This is a genomic window from Paenibacillus sp. FSL H7-0714 (assembly GCF_038003765.1).
In the GTDB taxonomy this organism is placed as follows: Bacteria; Bacillota; Bacilli; order Paenibacillales; family Paenibacillaceae; genus Paenibacillus_AQ.
In genome coordinates this window covers 378005-398397 of record NZ_JBBOPT010000001.1, presented here as the reverse complement: position 1 = coordinate 398397, position 20393 = coordinate 378005, and the positions used below count along the sequence as shown (strand labels likewise).

The following is a 20393-nucleotide window of genomic DNA, read 5'->3' as shown; positions in this document are numbered from 1 at the left end:
TCACCCATGAACGTTACCTCTACCCGAACAACACTACAGGTTGACGATTATCTGGATCTGCTCAATCTTGCCGTTAAAGTTGGAGATTTAAAATGGCAAAAAGAAATTAAATCCAGATTGCAATACATTCTTTGTCTGCCGACAAGATAATCTTTCTGAATATTCGCCGCATTCCTTTAGGGAATGCGGCTTTTTTTGCTTGTATGATTGGCAGCCATGTAAGAATAGGAGTATCCCCGCGTCACGTGAGGGTTAATGATATAGTATAATTATCAGCATAATATATTGAATACAAAGTCCTTCAGATTGGAGCGTGTCAGCTTGAAAAAGTATTTAGCTTTATTCTTATTGATCAGCGTGTTATGGATACCCGTTGCATACGCCGCCGAAATCCCTGCTCAACAGGGATTAGTAACCGATAAAGCTGGAATGTTTAGTTCCGCAGAAGCGACGTCCATTTCTGCTGCTGCCACTGGAGATCTCGTTACTATGCATGTACTCACCGTAGATTCCTTAAACGGCACTCCGGCCGATAGATACGCCGAGGATACTTACGCCTCATGGGGACTGTCCACTCGCGATATTCTCTTGCTGATCTCTGCTGGCGATCAGTCCATTGAACTTAATTTTAACAATCCTGGCTTTCAAACCTCGTTAAATGCCTGGTCACAAAATCAGGTAGGGAAATCAGGAAGTGCTGCCATTACAGCGCTGCTTGATACTTATTTCATCCCTTATGCCAGAGAAGGAGACTTCGCTGGAGGGACAAAGGCTTTAATTAAAGCGGTTCATTCCATCGGGGAGAGTACCGGAAATGCTGGAGGAAGTGCAGGAAGCGGTAGCGCAGTTGGCAGTACGAATAGCGGTTTAGGGAACGGAACCTCCGGTAAACCAGGGAACTCGGTCAGTACAGGAAGCCGCTCCAGTAGCTCCATGTTTACGATTGCCGCCATTCTAATCGGAATCGTACTAATACTACTTGTGCTATTTATTGTGATCACAGGTCTACGTCGACGCAAACAGCTAAACGTACAACAAGAGCAGTTATCCGATTTGCTAGTACGGGCGAATCGAGCATTGGAGTCATTAAAGCCATTTCAAGGGATCGTTCAGGGAAAAACCGAGGTACTGGTAGAAGGCATTTCAAAACGACTCTCTGCAAAGCTCGTTGAAATCTCTTCACTGCAAAATGATGGGCAAGGTGTACAGCCACCCTTTTATCGTTTGACTGCCCTTAAGGCAGCCGTGGAACAATTACAGCAGACAGAGGACTCCTTCCGCGCAGCGCTTGAGGAGGAAGAGAAGAACATTGCTGTCATCAGTGAAGCTGATCGCAATGTTAAACAGCGAATTACAGAGCTGAAAGAGGATGCACCAGAGCTTGAAGAGCAGCTACAAGGTGCGGTTAAAGAAACTGGCTATGCACTTCAAGAAATTGTAGAAGAGCTCAAGGAGCTTGCCGAGAAGACCTCTAAGGCAGATCAATTGGAGCTTTTTGACCCTATCGCCGCACAAGAAATTACCGAGGATGCACAAGATCGCCAAGAAAAGATTGAACAAGACCTGAAGGATGTCGATCTCTACGATGATAAGCTAAACCAGTTCCCTACGGTATTAGCTGCAGCCCGTACCAAAATCACAAACATCATCGAGCAGAATTCACTCCACAACATGAAGGTAAAACCATTTGACCGTCTGGAGCAGGCCCGCGCAGAATCGCTGACGCTTGAAGCGCCGCTGCGTGTTGGAGATATGGATGAGGTGCGCAAGATTGGCGCCACTCTTGACCTTCTCCTGGATGAGGCTGTTGCTATGACAGAACAACAAGCACTCCTTCGGCAAAACAACCGCAGAGATTTAGAGACATTCCGCACCGAATGGAGCCAATTAAAACAGCGGCGAGACGGACTGCAAAGCCGGATTACCGAAGCACGTATGTATTTTGAAGAACAGCATGTGTCAACTGTGGAGAACATCCTTACAGAGTGGAGCACACGCCTTCGGGAAGGTGCTAGTGAAGTGGCGCAGATTGAGAATTGGACTAGTGATGAGCGCGGCGAATATGATAAGGCCCACAATGCGCTAGAACAGTTGCTGTCCCTCCTAGATGAAGCTGCAAGACAGTTCGATGGTGTCTCAGAAAGTCTAAATGCACTTCATGAAAGACTGGATAAGGTCACTCGCCTCTTTTCCGAAGGGCAAAGCCGGGTGGAAACGACCCAGCGAATGCTGCATAGCAGAGGATTATCTTCTAGAATTCACTTCGAGCTATCCTTACTGCCGGAATACAGTGCACTGGATCATCGCCTGGCATCCCGGCCTTATAATCTTGAGGAACTGGAGTCCCTTGGCCGTTCTTATGATTCACAGATCACTTCCTTTGTGAATGAAGCGAACCGACTCGTTCGTCAGAAGGAAGAAGAAGAACGACTAGCTCAATTAGCTATGATGAGAGAACAGCAACGTCGCGCGCAGGCTCGCAAACGAATGTCCTCTGGCCCTCCTTCATCAGGTGGATTCGGTGGAGGACGCTCCTCCGGTGGCTCCTCCTGGGGTGGAGGCGGCAGCGGTGGCAAATCCTCCGGCGGATCTTCTTGGGGCGGCGGAGGGAAGTCCGGCCGAAATTCATCAGGCGGATCCAAGTGGTAGACTATCTCCAAACAAAAGACTCTTCCAGCCTGCTTGGGCGGAAGAGTCTTTTATTATGAATTACTGCTTGCATGACGAAGAAATAGTCATGACAAGCCCTTTATTTTATTGGCAGATAAATCGTAACGGCCGTACCTACGCCCACTTCACTCGCTATGGCCACTCGCCCTCTATGTGCAGATACTATCTTTTTAACAATCATGATTCCCAGTCCATTACCATCACCTCTGGTCGTGTGAAAAGGCTGGCCTAATTTATCGAGTACTTCCCGGTTCATACCCTCTCCGTTGTCTGTGAAGGTAATCTTCTGGAATCCATTCTCCACATCTAGGGCAACTGTAATGCTTCCGCCAAATGGCAAGGCTTCCATTGAGTTTCTTAGGATGTTTAGGAAGACCTGCTTGATATGATTGCGATCACACAAGATATTCGCATCAAAATGGAATTGCGTGTTCAATGATATATTATTCATCTCCACTTGAATCGCAAAGATGCTGAGCACTTCCTGCAGAATCGTGCTACATTGTTCTACCCTATAATGCGCGGCCTGCGGTTTACCTAGTATGAGGAACTCACTCACAATGAGGTTCATTCTTTCTACTTCTGACATAATAAGATCATAATGTAGCAGTTGCGAATCTTTATTGGCCAGTTGAAGCATTCCTTTGACTGTAGTTAGCGGATTGCGAATCTCATGTGCGATACTCATGGCTAGTTGTCCAGCAACCACTAGCTTCTCTGTATTGCGCAGCACTTCTTCCGTTTTTTTCATCTCTGTGATATTACGAAGACTCCCAATCACACGAGCTAAACATGCATTCGAATCATAAACCGGAAGCACATCCAGCATATAATGTTCAAACAAACCGTTGCTCTCTTGAATCACTTCCAGCCCAGCACATGCCTCTTGCTGAAGAATGACATGCTGAAAATAAGAGCCCACATTTCGAATTTCGAAGACACTGGCACCGATAACAGATTCTTGATGTTCACCATCCAAATGAAGCATGTTTAAGCAGTTCTCATTTATATTGACGATCGTTCCGAGTTCATCCGTTATAATAACACCCAAATAATTGGTATCCAATAGGATTCGATTTAAAAGCTGAAGCTCAGCATTCCCTCTACGCAGCAAAATCTCGCGTTCGATGGAGTCAGCCATGGTACAGAGTAAAGGCAATAAGTGGGGATGCGCCACATCTATATCCGCCATAAATGATATCGTCCCCAATATTTCTCGTCCATCCTCTTTATAAAAAGGAGCCGTACAGCATACTAAACGATGAAGAATTTGATGATAATGGTCTTGTCCCTTCAACTGAAAAGGCCGCTGGTGTTCGAGACACAACGCAATTGAATTTGTACCCACTTCTTTATTTAGTTGTACACCTTCTTTGATGCCAACCTGCCCAACGAGATCAATAATTGTCGGATCCCCTTTGAACGCCAATAGATAACCTGCATCATCCGATATCGTAACAAGGATCGGATTACCTTTTACTGAAGAAAGGAACTTAGTCACAAAAAAATCAATAACCTCAATCACTTCACTATATACACGGAGTTGTGACCCCAGTTCATCTGCAGCATAACATTTTGGAAAAATAGGAGGCTGCTCAGGGTCTATTCCTTGATCCATGCAATGCTGATTGGAAGCCTTAATGATAGTCTCATCCGTCAGTACCCCTGTTGTCTTTTCCAAAGCCTTACCCCATTCTGTATGAATCTTCAATTTTGTAATACTAATATGTATTCTACTTCTTTCCCCCTAATCCTTTTGAACCCTAAAAAATCAAAATATCCCAATGCGAATAAATTTCTTGCAGCACAAAAAAACTCCGCTCTTTTAAAGAGCGAAGTTGCGGATGCACATTATTTCTTCTTAATCCTTCGTGTCGTCAAGAAAAGGTTTGTTCACATAATAATACATAACCCCCATCAGAACTCCACCGCCAATTAGATTTCCGATTGTAACGGGCACAAGATTATGTACCACACCGCCCCACGAAACCGTTCCGGGATGGTCAAGGACTAATGCAATTGCAAAGGTGCACATATTGGCAATACTATGCTCATAACCGGAGATGAAAAAACAGAATACGAATAAGACCATTGCGAACATTTTGGCCCCATCGCCCTTTATATTCATCGGGATGAAAAAAGCCATACAAACGAGCCAGTTACAGAGGATAGCACGGAAAAAAAGCTGACCTGCCGGAGCCTCCATTTTATGCTCAACCACATATAGTAAAAAACCATTTACATCAGAACTGTAAAACAGGCCTGTTAAAAAAATCAACAGTGCAAATGCAGCAGCACCAAGAATGTTACCTATATAACTCATGACCCACATACGTACAACCTCGGTCCATTTCATTTTGCGCCTCAAAGCCGTGTACGTGTAGTAGAAAGTATCTCCGGTAAATAAGTCCCCTCCCCCGTATGAGATTAGGATGATCGCTGCTCCAAAAGTAATCGCAGCCATTGGATACGCAAATGGTGAATGCTCCATATAGAAGTAGTTGCCTGTCTTGAATGCTACAATTACGCCGAACCCGATAAACATACTGGCCAGCATGGCTCTGGCAATATAGCGCAATATACTTTGCCGATAGATCTTTTGTTTCTTAAGTGCTAATTTTTCAACCTGTAGCAGCGCCTCGTTCTCCATGTGACCTCCTTAGGAATTTGGGTTTTCCAGCTAGTTATGGGCTAATCGTGCAATCTTGCGTTATTATACCCAATAACCAGCTGGAAATTACTTGAACCAAATCATGGTAAAAATCCTAAGTGTCCTCATTCATTTTTGCAATCGCTTCTGCTCTTTCACTACTGGCTACGATGATAAGCACGAGTATCAAGCACCCTAAGATCATATGCCTATCCTCACTTCCTCCACATGTAGTCTTGTGACAACTTATGTGTGAAGATAGGGCTTTATGATTGAGTATTGGCGTTTAAAAAAGCCTGTTGAATGAATTCAACAGGCTTCTCAATCTATTCTCTGTATTTTTATTATTGTCAAAACAATTTAGTTCAAGAAACTGCTCAGTTGACTCTCAGCCTCTCCTTGCTTCAGTGCCTGAGGCTTGTCCGCCTCATTTAATCCTAAACGATTGCCTAGTTGAGTATTGATTACCGTCATTTTAGACGTATAATCCTGGCAGCTCTCAATAATGCGACGGTTGGACTGTTCTGAAGTGTCTAATGCGCTAAGCAGATCACCGATCGCTTGATTCACAGCTTCCATAGACATAGAAGGCTTAGACAGCAACTCGGTTGTTTTCTCTGTAGTGGTACGCAGCAGACGTGCATTTTCTTTAAATTGATCTTCAATCGTCTTATTCGTCGCTTCTACAGCATTGATGACGTTCTCCTGATCCGCTAAAGACATCGCAATCATTGCCGACACCGTGATCAGATTAGAGGTCTTATCAATAGCGTTATTCACGGAATCAATCAGCTTGTCATTATTGTCATTAATAATATCTGTAGCAGCAATCGCTTGATTGTACAGCAGAATCATTTCTGTCATCGACTGAATTCGAACCATCACTTTACGCAAACCGCGCTCCAGATAAGCTTTACGGTACTCATTCTCAGGCTTCGCGATCTCTACCTCGAACAACTCTTTCAACTTAGTGCCGAAAGCAATTTTGGTCTGTAGGTTATAGATCTCTTCCATGGAAGTACGTTTCAGCTGACGCATATTCACAATGCTCTCTTCGAGGGTATCTCTACCATCGCGAAGCCCTGTAACAATGGCATCAATGTTCGTGCGGACCGACTGATATTTGTACACATAGTTCTTCATCGGACTCTTGCGTAGCATCTTGCCAAAGAAGCTCACATTCTTACTTTGCTGCAGATTCTCACACTCATTCCGCAGCTTCATAATCATGTTAGGCACTTCAACGCGTTTACCAGACATCAGGTCATTCACCGGGCGATCCAGCAGCTTCAAGGTTTGTCCTGCTTTTTCCTGCGTCTTAACCCCAAGCTTACCGATATCATCCATCAAGGAATCCAGTGTAACAGTATCCGTTTGGGATACCTTCTCAATTAATTGTGCCGCTTCCTCGACTACCTTTTGTTCATCTTCTTTTTTTAATTGGATCAACTGCGTGGACATGGGATTCCCTCCTATAATTCGGAACTGCTGTACCGCTGATGAATCAGTTCCGCCTTCGTCTGAAGTTCCATCAGGTCTTTATGTTCGATCGTGGACGCAATATCCGATATTTTGGAATCGACATCTCTTAGACCGTTCAGCAGCATTCTCCGATTCTTCGTCTTTGCTTCACCGCCTAGGCGTAAGAACGGGTTGATTACACCATTCAAATCCTTCAGAATCAATCTGCGGACCGTATGATTAATCTCGCCGTTATTCAGCTCCTGCAGCAGTGGAATTACACGTTGAAGCCTCGCGAAGAGTGCCAATGATTTCTCGACAATTTCATTGTCCAGCGTATCCTTCTGCCCTTCTGAGATAATCATATCTTCCAGAATGCTAAGATACTCCACAACCGGAGCGAACTCCGGTCCAATCTTCACCGCGCTCTCAGTTCTACCGTCATAGCTGTGATTACCTGATGTAGTATCATTTGTCGTGTTGCTTAATTGAGGAGCACTCGCAGCGGGTGTCGGAGCAATAGGTGTCGTCACAGGGCCTGCTGGCAACACCTCCGCTGGGAGATTGGTTTTTGGACTTCTCGTTACCAGAGCACCTATCCCCGCACCCGCTAAAGGCAACAGCAGAGAGATGAATTCGGGAAGAAAAGAACTCGTTAATACAGCAACAACGTAGCCGATACCGGCGTAAAGCAATACTTTCGATTTAAACTGAATTGTTCTCACCTCTTGTGAGCGACTTTATGAACGCTCAATTCACGGCATCCGGAATGACAGATTGGCCGTTTATTTTCATAATCATCGGTTGCTCCAGATGGCTAGCCAATACATCACCTTCAAAATTCATAGGCTGAACCTCGCCACCGAGTGCGCTTTTGACGGCTAAATAAGGAAAGTTAATCCCTGACAGACATGACATATGCAGTCCACCGGACATTCGTGGGTTAATTTCCAACAGCTTTGGAGTATCTCCATTGTATTTCATTTGAATATTGAAATTGAAGGGGATCTTGTAAACTTCTGCAACTCTAGCTGCAATCTCCTCCAGTTCAGGAATATGCTCCATCAATCGCAGACGACCGCCCACTTTTCGACGTGGCACAGCTACTAACAGCTTACCGTTCTCATCTGCCAGACAATCTATACTATACTCGTAACCCTCCAGTAATTCCATCACCATCAAATCAGGGAAGGTCTCTTTGCTTGCAAGAATACGATAGGCATCATCAAACGTAATCAATGGAGTTACATACCCAAAAAGCTCTTGAAGAGGATCGCGGGTATTGTCGATAATACGGAAGCCTAACCCGCCTTCTGTTTCAGTAGGCTTAAAGCAAACACGATGTCCCTTGGCAACAAGGTCCTCGTAAGCGTCTTTAAACTGCTCCGCTGTACTAACTACATGATAATCCGGGATACTCATAATGCCCTGCTCACTAACATTCTCGTAAAATTTACCTTTGTCCATAATGGACTCCAGCAAATCAAGATCTCTACAGACCAGAACCTTTGTACCAATCGCATCAAACATTGCCGCATAGAGAGCAATATCAAGCATATGCAACCGTGGAATAAAAACATCGATCTCATTACGCCGACAGAAATCAACGCAAAACTGAACATATTCTATTCCCTTCAGCGCCGGCTCGGTTTCAGCAAAGTCAGCACCTTGTAGCGACATATGGCGGATATCCGGGTGTGTCGCAAAGATTTGAACCGGTATACCATCCTCGTTATTGCGGAGGAGATTCATATAATGGTAAGCCACGGAAAACCAACGATTGAAATAAATATTTACCTTTTTCATAGTGGCCCCACTCCCAATGCAGTTAGATTATTATAGATCATATTTACATACTGCAAAATCTCATCTCCAGCAAATACACCTGATTCTTTCGTGAATGGATATCTTGATTTTACAAGACCACTCTGTTGCTCTGCAAATATTTCACCATGGCAAGGGGCAATAGCATAGTCGGCACTCTCAAGCAGACTCTTATCTAGCAGTGAGTCCCCGGAGGCCACCATAGGTTCAGAGCGAACGGTGCGCCGCAAATGGAGTATAGCGTCGCTTTTGTTCACGGCAGCCGGCACAGCGTACAACTTGCGGCCTTGTAAAGAAACTCTCCAGCCGAGATTATAGAGCCGATCTGATAGATTAGTGATTTCATCTAAAGGCAACTGATCCCGATAAACCATGAAGGAATAGAATAGATCATCACAATAATTCTCACTAATGATCCAATCCTCACACACGACCGCCTTGATATATGATCTAACCTCTTCAGCCCCAGCAGAGTGACGAGCTACCAATCTACCGATTGATTCTCTCCATTCCTTATCGACAACTCCACCGATTAAAATATTCCCCCCATTGCTCGTAACCGCATAGTCAGGTATGACCGTTTCTTGAAACAGATTAATGCGCTTATATTGTTGTATCGTACGCGTAGTAACCGGGATGAAAATAATCCGCGTGTTCAGATCCATCAGCTGATTTAATGCTTGCTGCGAAATGTAGGATCTCGTCTTTCCCTCTATAATTTCCGCCGGAATTAGACCTGGGGTATTCTCCGGCACACCTATTGCACCTAAAGAATAGATCAAGGTACGATCTAGATCACTAGCATATATCATTCTGTCTCCCCCTTCAGCGGTTTAATTATTCCGCAGCAGGAGTACGTCATCCCAGGAAAGATCTCAACAGGAACGCCCCGGTCCTTCGCTAAGAGAAGAATATGCTTTAGATTCGGATTATCCATAGTATCGACAAGAATTTTCCAAGGTACTCTGCGCAGTAATACGCGGGTTGTTTCGCCGACTCCCGGCTTTATCAGATTAATGTTATCTATACCGAAAGTCTCCTGAATACTCTGAATATCACGAAGACCCTGCCAAGTGATTTCTGGCGGATGCACCAGCATCTGTCCAGCAATATTCTTCGCTTCTGCTACTATGGAAGGAAAATACGGGCAAATCGTATCAATAAATACATTGGACTCGTCCGCATCCAGCCACTCCTTATAAAACTTTGAACCATGAAATTCCTCAGGACCAATGAGATCAGCATGTAACACCGTTCGGCTCATCAGCCCTGAAACGGTAGAGTTTAAGCAGGCGCTAGGAATGAGATAGTCTTCTCTAGTCCCAAACATGCCTGCGCAGTTTCCCGGGTCAGCCAATACGGCAAGATCATCATTTAAGCGAATACCATACTTCTCATAGAGGGTGTTGCAAGAATCAATCAGCACCCCACGGATAGCCCCTTTTCCTGTCCACCCATCCACAAACTGCAAATCAGCATCAAGTCCATGCTTCTGCAGAATGTAGAGTATCGCATTCTCATCTATACCTTTTCCTCGAATAATAGAAATACTATAATGCGGCAAGTCTACCTTGTATCTCTCAGCTATATAACGCTTAATCAGTATACCAATGGGTGTTCCTGCTCTAGCTAAAGAGACAAGCACCGTACTTAGTCCTCTTCTTGAGACAATCATCTCAGAAACAATGGCAACAGCTAAAGCTACCTTCTTGGCCGATTGCTGCAGCGTCTCATGAAACAAGTCGATATACTGCTCGGTAGGCTGATATTCAACGGGCAACATCTCAGAATAATGGACACCCGATTGAATAGCTTCCTCCCTTTCCTCTGTCGCAAGCTCCAGCGAAACGTCACTAAGATCCTTGAGCAGAAACGTAACATCTGACGGTGGATAGCTACCTAGCGCAACCGGTTCTGCTATTTTTTTGTCCATGACTTTATGATTACTTGTTCCCTTCATACTGGAGGCCTCCACTTCTTCCTTCAGGAGTCAGTACAATAAGATGCACTTTATGGCGGGCCAGTGTCTTCAGTATATCAAGCATGGGTTTCATTCGTTCATGCGGTACATCACGCTCAATCAGCACGAATATATCATCATACTGATCAGAATCCACATTGTAAATATAGTTTTTAATTTCCGGATCGCTAGCTGAAGGATATGCGGCAGCACTATGCACTCCGTAATCTGGTCGACGTTCAGGGTGGATTGGACTGCGAGTAGAGGACTGATATGAAATGCCTTCCCCCATCTCAGCAGCTATCCGCATAGGAAGGTACATAAATTCCCCTACACCCATCACTAGAGTCTTAGAATCTCCCCCTCGTAGTTCTCTTAGCTGAGCGGCTATCCGGGTTACCCCTACATCAAGACCATCATTATTCAGCGACTCCAGTCCGAAACGTCCGCTGTACTTCAAATAAGGAGACGAGTTGGTGTCACCATATGAATCTACGGATGTTGCCTGTAGACGTTCTAAACCGTCCACTACATAAGTAGTCACTACTTCGGATTCCACTGAAGACGATAACAAATCTTTGTCATTCCTAGCATTTAGCAAAGGCGTGCCTTTTACTTCAATACTTCCTTGAAGCAAACATAAGGACTTAATCCGAATCCCCAGTTCCTGTTCTAATTCGCTATAGGTATGAAGATTATTACCGCTCCTCCAATCCAAAATAGAAACGACTACGTATTCCTCCCGAGGGAATTTGGACTGAATATCACGGATCGTATTAATTGCTGTATTCCCTGTTGTAATCTCATCATCCACCAAAATAATCGGCTCAGTCCCTGATAATAGCTTAGTATTCAAGGCGTAACATAGATGGTCAACCGCATGTGAATGCTCTTCTTCAAAGCTAACAATGGACTCCAAATCGATGATATGTTCACGGGTAGTATGAATATATGATGCTGCATCGGCAAACATGTTGTACACACTGTGACCCAGCGCAGTTGCAGTCTCAGCAAAACCAATAAAGACAACAGGCCTAGGAAGAACTAATCTTGCCGCTAATAAATGCTCATAGGCTTCCTTGGCAGACTCAGGGTGCATCAGTCCGTGTACAGCTTTATCTAATAAATCTTCCATCCTATCATTATCCGCAGAATTACCGTTCATCTCCTGATATAACAGCAGCGCTAATGCAGCACCACTTAGCAGAGAGGTGTACGGATTAACAGGGATATGTTTACCAAGTACCTTGCTGACGAACAAAAAGGAGCGTTTCTTATTAATCCGGGCTGCCATGGAGAATAAAGTATCCACAGGCAAATGAAAGGGATTAGATGTTTCGGTAACCGTAACCTGCAGGTTCTCGACTATGTTATACGTGTGTAAATTCGTTTTCGGGTAATAATCCGACAAAATGCTGTTGTTCATGTAACACCCCGTATATTTGTGATCGTAGTAAAATCCGTTTTGCCCAGTTCAAATGCGGCTTAATCTCGTTCATCTTATTAGAATATTGACTCTTGAAGACTCCTAGGCTGCCATCGTTACTCTCTACGATACTGCAGGCGTCAACATATTCCTCGTGCATTACCGTGTACATGGCCTGAACAGGTCTGAGGTGTGAGGGATGTATAATCGTCTTGCCCAAGATTCCATTTTCTTTATCTAAAATCACTTCACGAATAAGCCCATCCATGCTGCTAGAAATGTAACTATTTCGCATGTCGCGGCCGTTTTTACCATAGGTGTCCTCAAACGGAGTCTGCCGTAGCTGTGGTCTGAGCACCCGATGCCCTTTATTCGCAAAATATTCCCAGACTGGTCCGGAAATTACATACCCTTCTTCCACTCTGCCAAAAATATTAATAATATCCGATATGCAGTCTCGAATAGGGGTAAGATCATAAATACTAATATCAGGACTACGGCGCAGTCCGAATAAACTTGAGAAGTCTGTTGCTCCAATTCTAACGTTCAACACATATTCGCGGTAGTTGCCTAGCAAATTACGAATAGATAAAAGACTATCTACCCGGCTCTCCCGGTAAATAATAGGCGCACTTTCCAGGATTGGCATGCCATAAAGCACTGGGTCTGAGTAACTGCGCGTTCTATTGTAATCGGCTATCGCCTCGAAATATTGGATTCCGTTGTCGACCGAAAACTTAGGGAAAACAAACCCTGTTAACATCGTAACCAAAGATCCTAACCGAAAAATCAGCTGCTGTAGCTGCTCCGGGTTACGAACTCGGATGAAGAGAAGCGGAAGACTATCACTCCCGCTTGGCTCGTTCTCCTCATATGCGGCGAGAAAAATAAGATGCTGAATGAGAGACTCCTCTGCATGGTCAACCTCGTTATCTCCGATCGCATCCTCCAGATCAATAATAACGGTTACAAGTCCTGCACTTTTAAGCTTCAAAATGTCTTCGGGAACACTAGCACGAGTTGCTGGCATATAAAGGGCAGCTCCAACAGCATGAGCCAGCAAATCTTTACTCGTAGTATTATGGTTAAATGAAATCGGCGGATTATAAAATAAGGCTATTTCTTGTTCTTTCGTCAGGTAATCGAAGTATCTCAAGATGGTTCCCCCTTATAGTTTTGCGAAGCCAAGCAAAACAAGCGCAGGCCTCTCCTATAGAGAGTGGCAGAACCAGCTATACCCTATCCGGTTCTCTCATATATAAGTGAAGGCCTACGCTATAAACATATACGATTACCTGAAAGCAGCAGTGTTCAACTAGCTTTGAAATCAAGCATTTCTATGGGCTTCTTTTTTCTTACGCAGTACGCTGTAAAGGATCGTACCACCGAATACAAGAATAATGATTGAAAAGAATAATACATGTGGCATTTCGTACCCAAAAGCGCCCGCGAGCATTTTACCAGCAATAATGGCAATAAGCGCAAAAGCGGCACGCTCGAGTTCCGGAATTTTATCAATAAGCTTTAAGAATAATTGCGCTACTCCCCGCATCATCAGAACGCCTATGATTCCGCCCATAAAGAGCACCCAAACCTGGTTACTAACACCAAATGCAGCAATAACACTATCAATACTAAAAGCAATATCCATTAATTCAACAAGGAGAACCGTCTTCCAAAAAGAGAACCCCTTATTCTCGATCTTCTCATCGCCACCGCCCTTAAATAACCCGCCATAAGCGATATAAAAGAGATAGGCTGCACCAAGAACCTTAACCAACATGAATTTAATAAGAAATGTCCCTAGACCGATAGCCAAAAACCTGAATACATAAGCTCCTATAATACCGTAAAAGAGCGCCTTCTTCTGTTGTTCTTTAGGTAAATGCTTAACCATGACGGCGAGAACAAGCGCATTATCTGCAGAGAGCAGTCCCTCTAGCAGAACTAAGCTACCAATAATGCCCCAGCTAACCGGGTCTGAGAGCGTACCTACCACATCGCTCCATGAGAAAAAATGACCGTAGTTCTCACTAATATTCCTAAAAAAATCAGCGAACCAATCCATTACACTTGCGCCTCCGAAAAAATCGTCTATTTACTGCCAGCAACCCAGCGCAGTCCCCAACCATATGCCTCATCAATCTCCCGATGACCACTGTAATATTGGACCAGCCGTTCAACACTGAATGTCTCGTTATTCACATTCCGAAATAACGCGATGGCACACATGCCTTTGCGGTTGTTATGCTCGTCCAAATTGACAATAATATCGGGGCCATCACTCTGGGTAATCGTGACAACACCGTCAGCTTCTGACCAATTGGTAACACCTTTATAAATAAAAGAAAAAATTAGAATCCGTTCAATATCAGCAATTTTGCTGCCATTAATCCGCAGATTCTCACCGGTTGTTACAGAGCCTGTCCGGTCATCTCCATCAAGCATGACATAAGGAGGTTGGTTCAATGAGCCAAAAGCATTGCCCAGCGCCTGAACTACTCCCTTACTGCCATTCTTCAACTCATATAGACAAGCAAGATCTAAATCCACACCATTTTTACGATTAAATAGCCCTCCACCCTGCTTCTGATTCCAGTTGAGGTTAATTAGCAATTCGCCCAAACCACCAGCTGATTTCTTCAGGTTGATCGAATCACCTTTTTTCTTCAATTCGATCTTCTTCAGGTTGAGATTGACCGGAGGGGGTGTTACAGGTGAAGGCGCAGCTGCAGGAGGAGGTGGAAACTGAATCTTAGGCTCCGCTACCGGCGCTGATTGACGTTTAAGCTCTGGCTGCGGCGGAGCAGCAGGCTTAGGCACTGGTATTGGTGTCGGTGCCGGTTCATCGTTCGCTTCTATCCCAAAGTTCCTACACAGTTCCTGTAGACCACCAGCAAAACCCGCGGCAATGGCGCTGAATTTCCATTCACCGTTATATCTATATAATTCTCCTACCACAACAGCCGTTTCCACGGAGAAATGATTTTCAAGATCACATCGGAGAAGCTCCGCACCTGTTACTTGATTCAGAATCCGAAAATAGGCCTGATTTACCTGCCTAAAACTTTGACCTCGCTTCTCGCCATCATAAATGGTAAGTGTAAACGCGAGTTTCATCACATCAGAAGGAACTTTGTTTAGTTCCACGTCAAATTGCTTGAGGCTGTTTGATGTAGGCATTTCCTTATATCTGATATAAGGTGTAGACGGATTATTATAAAATATCAAATCCTCATCTTTGCTTACTTTACCTTGCGCTCCAAGCAGAAAAGCAGAAGTATCAATCTCAAGTGAAGATGGCGATTGCCAGCCAATCTCTACGATAAGAGAATCAAGTCCAGGATTCCCTTTAGTTAAATCAACCTTTTGTCCTTTGACAACTGTAATACCCATTCTTACACCACCTTTATAAATGGAGCAAGCATAAACGCCTTCGGCGTCCTTATAAGGACGGCAAGCGTTTAAGCGAGAAATATAAGACATAATGTATCGTGTGAAACTTATATTTTTAAATAACTCCACAAAGTGGAGTTTATACTTCGAGACCCATTCCATTTCCTTTGTGAGGCAATCCATAAAGAATTAAAAAAAGGGCAGGATCGGTGATGACCCCGCCCGGAAGATGCTATTGCGCGTCCAGCCCATAATTTTTACACAATGCGCTAAGGCCGCCGCCAAAACCACTACCTACTGCCTGGAATTTCCAATCCGCACCATTGCGGTAGAATTCGCAGAATACAACTGCCGTCTCTGTTGAGAAATCTTCACCCAGGTCGAAACGGAGTACTTCACGATCTGTGGAAGCATCCACAACACGTACGAAAGCATTGGAGACTTGTCCAAAGTTCTGTGCACGAGTTTCGTAATCATAAATCGTTACGGTAATACCAATACGCTGAATATGGGCAGGGACTTTGCTAAAATCAACGATAATTTGCTCGTCATCTCCGTCGCCTTCTCCTGTACGGTTATCTCCCGTGTAGACTACAGAGCCTGCGCCACCATTTGGGTTGTTATAGAATACAAAATCATCTGTACCTTTAGCTTTGCCGTCTTCATGAAGCAGAAACGCTGAAGCATCGAGGTCAAAATCTTGACCTCCACTATACTTATTAGTGTCCCAGCCCAATCCAACTACTACCTTTGTCAGACCTGGATTAGTCTTGGTAAGATCAATCCGCTGTCCTTTGGAAAGACTGATCGTCACTGACATAACCTTCTTTCATGAGTGGATTCAGTTCACTGTGTACTACAAGATTTATTGCAAGCCGTAATCGCGAGTCAAACCGCTCAAGCCGTCTTTGTAGCCGCTACCGATTGCATTGAACTTCCACTCTGCACCATGACGGTACAATTCACCGACAACAACGCCAGTTTCAATAGAGAAGTCTTCACCCAAATCGAAACGGATTAGTTCTTCATTGTTCAAATCATTTACGATACGCACATAAGAACGAGAAACTTGACCAAAGTTTTGGCTTCTTGTTTCAGCTTCATAAATTGTAATAGTAAAAGCTACCTTTTCTACATCCGCTGGGATACTCAAAAGATCCACTTGAATCTGCTCATCATCACCATCGCCGTCACCTGTACGGTTATCACCTGTATGAACAACAGAAGCGTTCTCGTTCTGTTTATTATTGAAGTAAATGAAGTTGGTTTCTTTTTCAACTTTGCTGTTCGCATTAGTCAAGAATACGGAAACGTCCAAGTCGAAATCTTTACCGCCGTCATATTTATTAGTGTCCCAACCAAGACCTACTGTGATTTTGGATAGACCTGGATTTGTTTTTGTTAAATCGATCTTTTGACCTTTGGATAGATTAATTGCCATGATAACATTCCTCTTTTCTTTTATTTGGATTATACGTAGCGTTCTGCCAGTTGATTGATATGTGCCGCGTGACTACCCTCACCAATTGCGGCGAACTTCCACTCTCCACCTTGACGGTAAAGTTCCCCACAAATAAGCGCCGTATAGCCATTATAATTATCAGATAGGTTGAAACGGATTAGCTCATTGTTGCCTACAGCGTTCATCACACGGATATAAGCTGATTTAATCAATCCGAAATCCTGTTTACGGTTCGTGGCATCATAAATATTCACAACTACCAGAACCTTGTGTACATCGGAAGGAATGGCATTCAGGTTAACCATGATTTGCTCATCGTCTCCGTCACCATCACCCGTGAGATTGTCTCCGGAGTGAATGACAGAGTTACAAAAACTTTGCTTGTTATGGAAGCACACCAGGTTACCCTTCTTAACTAGCTTACCATTCTCGTTCAGCATCAGTGCTGAAGCGTCACAGTCCACGTTGGCCTGTTTCTTCACACCGAAGAATCCTCGAGCTGGCTCAGCCGGATCCCAACCTAAACCTACAATTACGTTAGATAAGCCTGCATTACCTTTTGTGAGATCAATCTTCTGACCTTTTACCAGATTAATTCCTGCCAACTTTACGTACCTCCATTCCCTAAAAAGAATCACCATCTATTAGTCTAGCTTTTGGATGTTATATGAGTGATACGCTAAAGAACTAAATACGTTTCATCCGAACTCATGTATATGGTATTACATCATTTATAAACTGAATTCACCAGGGTTTAATCCCAAGACACCGCAAATATGCCGCACAACTGCTTTTTCATTGTCATCAAAATCACCATCAGCTGATCCAATAGCTGAACACACACCCACAATTACACGTCCCACATCTGGTTTACCGGTAAACTTACCGATTGCTTTCAATGCTTCCTGCTTACCGATTTCTGGTGAGAACTCAAAGTTACTTACATAAAAGTTGAACTGGGTAATGACATCTCTCATGTCAAACACCTTAAGCTCATTACTCATATTCATGTAACCAGCCATTTTATTCTTTTCAGCTTCTTCTATTTTACCGTCGGCAGCAGCAACCAAGGCGCAGCCCGCAACTACCGCATTCATGAAATCTTTATTTTTGAATTTCTTCACTTGATCTGTTAGTCCGTTTTTGGTGGTGTTCAACCAGCTTTTAAATGTGCTCATCGTATTCTCCTTCTATCACCGCAAGATTATGATAACAAAAGATATCCCAGAGCCTCCTCTCCACGTATCCGACAGAATTTTCATAGTAGATCCCTGAATCACGGTTTACTCTTCTAATATACCTGATAAAATAGCAATATTCTACTTTTCCAGACTTTTACAGTACTTTTGATAGAAAAGATTGTGTCCGATCTTGCACAGGATTTCCGAACAATTGCTCCTCTGTTCAAAGAACCCCCGTATTTCTCGTTGAAACACCAAAAAAGGCACTGCCAGAGATTCTATCCTCTCTAGCAATGCCTTTAGCACATTTAACTGTGAATTCTTTTAAAGAATGATGTCCCCATCATAAGAACCAATCATTTTGTACAGATCCGGCCGGCGATCACGGAAGACGCCCCACTCGATCCGTCCGACTTCCAAAGCATCCAGATCAAATTCGCTCACTATTACAGCTTGCTCGTCTCGGCCTGCTTCAACAATTTTATTGCCTTGCGGTCCCGCAATGAACGAAGAGCCGTAGAAATTAATGCTAGAATCTTCATCAATTTCTTCACCGATGCGGTTGGAGGCAACGACTGGAATAAGGTTAGCCGCTGCATGCCCAAGCATACAAGTCTGCCAATGATCCTTAGAGTCGATCGATCCATCCTGCGGTTCTGATCCGATAGCGGTTGGATAGAACAGAATCTCTGCCCCCATCAAGCTCATCACTCTGGCCGCTTCCGGGTACCACTGATCCCAGCAAATCCCTACACCAATCTTGGCATAGCGAGTGTTCCATACTTTAAAGCCAGTATCTCCCGGATTGAAGTAGAATTTCTCTTCATATCCTGGGCCATCTGGAATATGGCTCTTACGGTATTTGCCCAGTATCGTTCCATCGGCATCGATTACAGCTAGTGAATTGTAACGTGCGTAGTTCTTTTTCTCATAAAAACTGATTGGCAGCACCACTTGCAGTTCCTTGGCTATTGCTGTGAAATGATTAATCGCTTTGTTATGCTCAAGCTCTGTTGCATATGCGTAATAATCAGCCTTCTCTTTCTGACAGAAATACGGAGTCTCGAACAGCTCCTGCAGCAAAATAATTTGTGCTCCCTGTGCCGCCGCTTCTCTGACCAATGTTTCAGCTTTGCTGATATTCTCATCAATATTGCTGGAACAGCTCATTTGCGTCGCAGCTACTTTTACATTTCTCAAGAATCTGTCCTCCTTATATATAAATGTCCCTTTGGACGTTTAGTTTCCTTCAATTATTGCTGAGCAGGCATTTGTTGCGTAGTGCAGTGAACGTTCCCACCCTCGGTGATGACCGCCATACCGTTAACTGTACGAATCTTACGTTCCGGGAACATACCAGCCAGTACTTCCTCGGCAAGTTTATCTGTTTCCACCGCTGTACCGCCAAACACAGGTAAAATAATTCCACCATTTACGAAATAGAAGTTCAAATAACTGAGCGTCAGACGGCTGCCGTCATGATCCACCCGTGGTGGTTGCTGAATCTTGATGATCTCCAGCTTACGCCCTTTGGCATCTTTGGCATTCTCCAAAATACGAAGATTCTCCTGTGTAATCTCAAAATTCTCGTCCTGCGGATCCTCACAGACCTGAATAATGACTTTACCTGGAGCAGCGAAGCAAGCGATATTATCCACATGACCATCGGTTTCATCACCACTTAGACCACGCTTAAGCCAGATAATAGTTTCTGTACCTGTATAATTGCGCACGTACTCTTCAATATTCTCGCGCTTCAAATCCGGGTTGCGGTTCGTATTGAGCAGACATTCTTCTGTAGTAATCAAGGTGCCTTCTCCATCCGTATGGATCGAGCCGCCTTCCATCACAAGCGGCGCATCAAAGCGTGTCACTTGTGTGTGTTCGAGAATCTGTGGAGCTACCTCATCATCCAGATCCCAAGGTGAATATTTACCGCCCCAGGCATTAAACTTCCAGTTCACGCCTGCTAGAACGCCGTCTTTATTAACAACAAAGGTAGGCCCGTTATCACGCAACCAAGCATCGCTATGCTTTATAGGTAGTAGCGTTACATTCGGTCCGCTGACCAGACGTTCTACCTTTTCCACGTCCTCCGGGTTAACGATAACCGTAATCGGTTCAAACTCGGCAATAGCTGTAATAATGTCAGCATAACCTTGGCATACCGACTCGTGGTTGTCCGGGAAACACATAGATTCCTGCACCGGCCAGGAGATAAAAGTACGTTCATGCTTGCCCCATTCCGGTGGCATTGTATAGTTCAAATCTTTAGGATTCATGTGTTAACTACCTTTACTATTATATTTGGAGCCAGCCCTGCCCTAAAACTCCTACCTCATCATACAATAATATGTTCTAGT

At 44.2% G+C, this 20393-nt stretch carries 19 protein-coding genes; 2 read left to right on the top strand and 17 right to left on the bottom strand.

The window, feature by feature from the left end; all coding sequences use genetic code 11:
* Window positions 1–6 precede the first annotated feature (6 nt).
* A complete protein-coding gene (locus NST34_RS01780) occupies window positions 7–150 on the top strand; it encodes a hypothetical protein (RefSeq protein WP_167348483.1) in 144 nt (47 codons plus the stop codon).
* Window positions 151–321: 171 nt separating this feature from the next.
* Entirely contained in the window at window positions 322–2649 is a 2328-nt protein-coding gene (locus NST34_RS01775; RefSeq protein WP_341127010.1) for a septation ring formation regulator EzrA, read from the top strand.
* Between the two features lie 100 nt (window positions 2650–2749).
* Here NST34_RS01775 and NST34_RS01770 read toward each other — a convergent pair whose 3' ends face one another.
* The 17 genes from NST34_RS01770 to NST34_RS01690 all read right to left on the bottom strand — a co-directional run bounded on the left by NST34_RS01770 (window position 2750) and on the right by NST34_RS01690 (window position 20312).
* Window positions 2750–4381, bottom strand: coding sequence for an ATP-binding protein (locus tag NST34_RS01770; RefSeq protein WP_341043752.1), 1632 nt, complete (start codon window positions 4379–4381; stop codon window positions 2750–2752).
* Between the two features lie 150 nt (window positions 4382–4531).
* Window positions 4532–5320 (bottom strand): formate/nitrite transporter family protein, encoded by a 789-nt coding sequence (locus tag NST34_RS01765; protein ID WP_341058991.1) that lies wholly within the window; start codon window positions 5318–5320, stop codon window positions 4532–4534.
* 360 nt (window positions 5321–5680) lie between these two features.
* Window positions 5681–6781, bottom strand: a complete 1101-nt coding sequence (locus NST34_RS01760) for a toxic anion resistance protein (protein ID WP_341058992.1) — start codon at window positions 6779–6781, stop codon at window positions 5681–5683.
* An 11-nt stretch (window positions 6782–6792) separates the two neighbouring features.
* Complete coding sequence (locus NST34_RS01755; protein WP_076285216.1) at window positions 6793–7497, bottom strand: hypothetical protein; 705 nt, start codon at window positions 7495–7497, stop codon at window positions 6793–6795.
* Between the two features lie 34 nt (window positions 7498–7531).
* Window positions 7532–8587 (bottom strand): ATP-grasp domain-containing protein, encoded by a 1056-nt coding sequence (locus NST34_RS01750; RefSeq protein ID WP_341127009.1) that lies wholly within the window; start codon window positions 8585–8587, stop codon window positions 7532–7534.
* Window positions 8584–9417: an HAD family hydrolase gene (locus NST34_RS01745; RefSeq protein ID WP_076299898.1), complete on the bottom strand. Its 834-nt coding sequence runs from the start codon at window positions 9415–9417 to the stop codon at window positions 8584–8586. Before NST34_RS01745 ends, NST34_RS01750 begins: the two co-directional genes overlap by 4 nt.
* Window positions 9414–10565, bottom strand: a complete 1152-nt coding sequence (locus tag NST34_RS01740; RefSeq protein ID WP_341127008.1) for a cysteine protease StiP family protein — start codon at window positions 10563–10565, stop codon at window positions 9414–9416. The genes NST34_RS01745 and NST34_RS01740 overlap by 4 nt, the downstream gene beginning before the upstream one ends.
* Window positions 10549–11991 (bottom strand): phosphoribosyltransferase family protein, encoded by a 1443-nt coding sequence (locus NST34_RS01735; protein WP_081393128.1) that lies wholly within the window; start codon window positions 11989–11991, stop codon window positions 10549–10551. Before NST34_RS01735 ends, NST34_RS01740 begins: the two co-directional genes overlap by 17 nt.
* Window positions 11936–13147, bottom strand: coding sequence for an HpcH/HpaI aldolase/citrate lyase family protein (locus tag NST34_RS01730; RefSeq protein ID WP_256716336.1), 1212 nt, complete (start codon window positions 13145–13147; stop codon window positions 11936–11938). The genes NST34_RS01735 and NST34_RS01730 overlap by 56 nt, the downstream gene beginning before the upstream one ends.
* A gap of 171 nt (window positions 13148–13318) precedes the next feature.
* Entirely contained in the window at window positions 13319–14059 is a 741-nt protein-coding gene (locus NST34_RS01725) for a TerC family protein (protein WP_042123539.1), read from the bottom strand.
* Between the two features lie 26 nt (window positions 14060–14085).
* Window positions 14086–15387, bottom strand: coding sequence for a TerD family protein (locus NST34_RS01720; RefSeq protein ID WP_076285128.1), 1302 nt, complete (start codon window positions 15385–15387; stop codon window positions 14086–14088).
* A 232-nt stretch (window positions 15388–15619) separates the two neighbouring features.
* On the bottom strand, window positions 15620–16201 hold the full coding sequence (locus NST34_RS01715) for a TerD family protein (protein ID WP_076299900.1): 582 nt from the start codon (window positions 16199–16201) through the stop codon (window positions 15620–15622).
* 51 nt (window positions 16202–16252) lie between these two features.
* On the bottom strand, window positions 16253–16828 hold the full coding sequence (locus NST34_RS01710) for a TerD family protein (RefSeq protein WP_042184261.1): 576 nt from the start codon (window positions 16826–16828) through the stop codon (window positions 16253–16255).
* 29 nt (window positions 16829–16857) lie between these two features.
* Window positions 16858–17454: a TerD family protein gene (locus tag NST34_RS01705; protein ID WP_341127007.1), complete on the bottom strand. Its 597-nt coding sequence runs from the start codon at window positions 17452–17454 to the stop codon at window positions 16858–16860.
* 126 nt (window positions 17455–17580) lie between these two features.
* Window positions 17581–18027 carry a tellurite resistance TerB family protein gene (locus NST34_RS01700; RefSeq protein ID WP_234532780.1) on the bottom strand — a complete coding sequence of 149 codons (447 nt, stop codon included), beginning with the start codon at window positions 18025–18027 and terminating at the stop codon, window positions 17581–17583.
* Window positions 18028–18354: 327 nt separating this feature from the next.
* A complete protein-coding gene (aguB, locus tag NST34_RS01695) occupies window positions 18355–19230 on the bottom strand; it encodes an N-carbamoylputrescine amidase (RefSeq protein WP_076285125.1) in 876 nt (291 codons plus the stop codon).
* A gap of 53 nt (window positions 19231–19283) precedes the next feature.
* A complete protein-coding gene (locus tag NST34_RS01690) occupies window positions 19284–20312 on the bottom strand; it encodes an agmatine deiminase family protein (protein ID WP_341127006.1) in 1029 nt (342 codons plus the stop codon).
* Between the last annotated feature and the right edge of the window lie 81 nt (window positions 20313–20393).

Excerpts from the sequence above, each read along its gene's own strand:
- NST34_RS01780 (WP_167348483.1), top strand. The coding sequence starts at position 7 with ATGAACGTTACCTCTACCCGAACAACACTACAGGTTGACGATTATCTG.
- NST34_RS01765 (WP_341058991.1), bottom strand. The coding sequence starts at position 5,320 with ATGGAGAACGAGGCGCTGCTACAGGTTGAAAAATTAGCACTTAAGAAA.
- NST34_RS01760 (WP_341058992.1), bottom strand. The coding sequence starts at position 6,781 with ATGTCCACGCAGTTGATCCAATTAAAAAAAGAAGATGAACAAAAGGTA.
- NST34_RS01750 (WP_341127009.1), bottom strand. The coding sequence starts at position 8,587 with ATGAAAAAGGTAAATATTTATTTCAATCGTTGGTTTTCCGTGGCTTAC.
- NST34_RS01745 (WP_076299898.1), bottom strand. The coding sequence starts at position 9,417 with ATGATATATGCTAGTGATCTAGATCGTACCTTGATCTATTCTTTAGGT.
- NST34_RS01740 (WP_341127008.1), bottom strand. The coding sequence starts at position 10,565 with ATGAAGGGAACAAGTAATCATAAAGTCATGGACAAAAAAATAGCAGAA.
- NST34_RS01735 (WP_081393128.1), bottom strand. The coding sequence starts at position 11,991 with ATGAACAACAGCATTTTGTCGGATTATTACCCGAAAACGAATTTACAC.
- NST34_RS01725 (WP_042123539.1), bottom strand. The coding sequence starts at position 14,059 with ATGGATTGGTTCGCTGATTTTTTTAGGAATATTAGTGAGAACTACGGT.
- NST34_RS01720 (WP_076285128.1), bottom strand. The coding sequence starts at position 15,387 with ATGGGTATTACAGTTGTCAAAGGACAAAAGGTTGATTTAACTAAAGGG.
- NST34_RS01710 (WP_042184261.1), bottom strand. The coding sequence starts at position 16,828 with ATGGCAATTAATCTATCCAAAGGTCAAAAGATCGATTTAACAAAAACA.
- NST34_RS01700 (WP_234532780.1), bottom strand. The coding sequence starts at position 18,027 with ATGAGCACATTTAAAAGCTGGTTGAACACCACCAAAAACGGACTAACA.
- NST34_RS01690 (WP_341127006.1), bottom strand. The coding sequence starts at position 20,312 with ATGAATCCTAAAGATTTGAACTATACAATGCCACCGGAATGGGGCAAG.